General features: G+C 53.2%; 5 protein-coding genes. All 5 read right to left on the reverse strand.

All coding sequences use genetic code 11. The features are described 5' to 3' along the window. Positions 1-431: 431 nt before the first annotated feature. Complete coding sequence (locus tag ACXAC4_RS21110; RefSeq protein WP_475165149.1) at positions 432-929, reverse strand: hypothetical protein; 498 nt, start codon at positions 927-929, stop codon at positions 432-434. 111 nt (positions 930-1040) lie between these two features. Next, positions 1041-2006 carry a hypothetical protein gene (locus ACXAC4_RS21115; protein ID WP_475165150.1) on the reverse strand — a complete coding sequence of 322 codons (966 nt, stop codon included), beginning with the start codon at positions 2004-2006 and terminating at the stop codon, positions 1041-1043. Continuing rightward, entirely contained in the window at positions 1993-2244 is a 252-nt protein-coding gene (locus ACXAC4_RS21120; protein WP_475165153.1) for a hypothetical protein, read from the reverse strand. The genes ACXAC4_RS21115 and ACXAC4_RS21120 overlap by 14 nt, the downstream gene beginning before the upstream one ends. 337 nt (positions 2245-2581) lie before the next feature. After that, on the reverse strand, positions 2582-2800 hold the full coding sequence (locus ACXAC4_RS21125; protein ID WP_475165155.1) for an HNH endonuclease: 219 nt from the start codon (positions 2798-2800) through the stop codon (positions 2582-2584). Then, the gene (locus tag ACXAC4_RS21130; RefSeq protein WP_475165157.1) at positions 2739-2969 is read right to left on the reverse strand and encodes a hypothetical protein; all 231 of its coding nucleotides are present in this window, start codon (positions 2967-2969) and stop codon (positions 2739-2741) included. The genes ACXAC4_RS21125 and ACXAC4_RS21130 overlap by 62 nt, the downstream gene beginning before the upstream one ends. Between the last annotated feature and the right edge of the window lie 217 nt (positions 2970-3186).

A 3186-nucleotide genomic window follows, 5' to 3' on the forward strand; every position in this document is an offset into this window, starting at 1 on the left:
ATCGCCCAGTTTGAAGCAGGAACGGATTTCAGAGCGGACCAAAAGAGGGATTGGCATCAGCCCGCAGGCGGGGGCGGACAGGAGGCAGGCCCCCTGCTCTGTCGGCCTGCTCAGAAAGATGAGGTGCGGCGTATGAGGGATGACGAACACCGTGCGGTGCCTGAGATTGCTCGACTGTTCAGGAAGCGAACGTACTGTACGGCGTGCCTGATCGCTCTCAGATTAGGCGGCCATTCGGGCTCGTAGTTGCTGTCTCGCGCATACTGTCGCGCTTCCGATAGCCCCGCACGATAGTCATCTGCAGCGATGGACAGGCACACTTTTGACAACGCTTGTTCAAGCTCTCGTCAGTCCAGGCCGAAACACTTCGCTTTGAGAGCGCAAAAACAACGGCCTTGCCGACTTCCAACATTACAGCGCGGCGAGCCGCTTCAACGGCTAGCTCCGGACCGTCTCTGAGTCATCCTCGTCTGGAAAGGAACTGAGATTTCTGAGGCCATAGCATCCACCGCCTCATAGAGGCAGTTAACAAATAATTGCCCAGTTTCAGGAACATAAAGCGCAGCCTTGCCCAACAGGTCTTTGTCCGTGATTTCTTCCTCGGTAGACAGTGGAATGATTTCTGGAGCCCGGTCGAAAATCTCAGCAGACTTCGACCTTTTCGCGCCCTCGGGGACATCAAACACGTTACGCCGCGATGGCTTGTCTCCCCCGGACTGCGCGGCACCTGAGCCGCCTGAGAAACCTTGCCCCTCGGGCTTTCCGGCATCTCGGTGTCCAGACGGACTACCATCTTTGGATTTTTTTCTGCCCTCGGACTTCAATCTGAACTCGTCCAACAGAGATTGAAGTTCTTTTTGAAGATCATCGTAATCTGCTGCTCGTTCAGGGCTGGCGGCTGACACTACGTCCTTCACCCAATCCGGCATCAATTCACGAACTCAGATGGGCAAAATCAGATGGTGAAATGTCTGCGCCAGTGTCGCGAGTAATTAGCCGTTCACGATACTGGCTTGGCCTTGCCAGATTGTCGGCGATCTCTATGTGAACGCAAAGTTCCTTCGAACCAAATGGTATCCCAAAAGCGGGGGCAGCTGCACCCACCCAACGCCTGTTTCAACAGAGAACATCTCGTCTTTATGTATGATTGCTAGCGTAGTAGTGGTACTTCCGAGTGCTCCTCCGGCAGACTGACGCATGCCTGGAGAACTCTTGTGGTCTGGGTCGTGGAAGAAGTGAACTGTGACTGTTCCGTCCTCGCTCTTAACTGATTTAAAACGGGCGAAAGCTTTGTTCCGGCGATCCCAGATCGTCTCAAACTCGCGGACATCCCGCTTAAATCGAGTGAAGTCTCCGTCCATTTTAATGCTGACGTCTTCCGGCACCCTATAGAACCGCCGATATAGCGCCGTCGCGAGATAATGCTGAGGTGTTCGCCCCTTGGTGTCGAGGGTGTCTCGAGCTGTGTTTTGCTCAAGCGAATTGCCCAGCAGCATGACTTCTGTCCAATCGCCAGTTGTATCAAGGCCATCGGAGCGGGCGACGTCTGTGACGTCCAGAACATTCACGAGCTCGCCATCCACATCTCGCTTCACACGCACGTAGTTTTGCTCTTCATCGTCATAGGCCAGGATGACCTCACTGACAGCACCGTCCTTGCAAGAGCGATAAATCATGCCAGCCTTGTTGTTAGCGAGTGAAGAAACCTTGGCTCCCACTCCGAAGTTCGCGTCCAGGTCTAGCGTCTTATTTATTGAGGATGCGAGATGGGTGATCTTAACTAGCTCTGTGTCGCTCAATCCTGGCCCTGTGTTCCAAAGTACAAGTTTCGGCACACCACGGTAATGCCGCGAGGTGATCCTGACCTCTTTCTCACCTTCCGCCAACTGAGCAGCCTCAATAGCGTTCTTTACGCAGTCTCGAGGCATTGTCCAAGACGGTGCTCGCTCGATTGTCATACGCACAAATGCGCCAATATCACTGATGCCCAAACTATCCTGAGACATTGAAATTCCTTACAATTTGAAAGTGCTGCTCGGACGACCCTTGAGGATCGAAACGGCGTTCCATCTCGCTAACAGCTTCCCGCAAAGCCTTAACTATTTTGCGCACATCGACTGATCCCGACTCGTAAGATCGCTGATTAGACAGATTGCCAATCTTGCGAATATCTGAGAGCGCAGCCTGAGTTCGGCTCTCGGCTAGACGTACAAATTTCTCTCTTCTCTCAGAACTATCAGACATAGAATCGCCCCTTCGCACCATATTTCGTGAAATATTGGTATTATTTTCAAATAATGCAACCCTAGCTCATCGAATTTCTGGTTGAATATGCGGGGAATATTCATGAAATGTTCGGAAATACGTCCAAAAATGACGCGATATTTTCAGGCGTTGGACAGGGCGATTTTCGAGGTTGGAATCAAGAATCGAACCCCCGGTATTCCGCAATATAACCCTGTAGATCGCTAGAGTGCCCATCCTCTTAGGGCGTTCACCTGCTCAATAAAGGCAGGAGAAGGTCGATCAACTCGGCCAGGTGGCACTTCGATCATCGGGAAAAGGCGTGCCTGAAAGTCCGCTAGTCCGCCATCGAGGCCAGCAGCCACAAGCTCCCCTTCCATCGCTCCGTTTCTGATGATATCTGATAGCCGGTGTCGAAAGTGACCAGGCCACGATCATAGGCGCGGTGATGAAGAGCGCAGAGCGCTATCCCGTTGCTGGTTTCATCAGTGCTATCAGGATGAGCGGCCGGAAGGATATGCGCTGCATCGAGAAGGCGCAGTGGCACGCCGCACATAGCGCAAGAGTGCGAAATACGCTGTTAGCACGCGATCTTTGAAATTCGCATCGCGCAGCGCCTTCTTGGTCGATACCACAGCATAGCGGCGCGGTTCAGGTACTTGATCCTCGATCTCCTGATCATCGACGCTTTCAGGGTCTTCACAGATCTCTTCGAGGATCTGCAACGCGTCTTCCAGAGGATCCGCACGCAGGCAGATCCTCCATGTTGTCGAGATACGCGCCCATGTAGGCGGGCTTGCACCGCAAAGGCGACTTCTTCCTCGCCTTTGAAACGAGCCGCCAGCCCGTCGAGCCGGGCTGCTTCCAAAGCTGGTTGGCGAATTTGGATAGATGGCGAACCAAGGTGCTGTCAGACTCACGGAGGAGTAACCTGTTAACCTT

Source organism: Pseudoalteromonas sp. AWM4_233 (genome assembly GCF_056158285.1).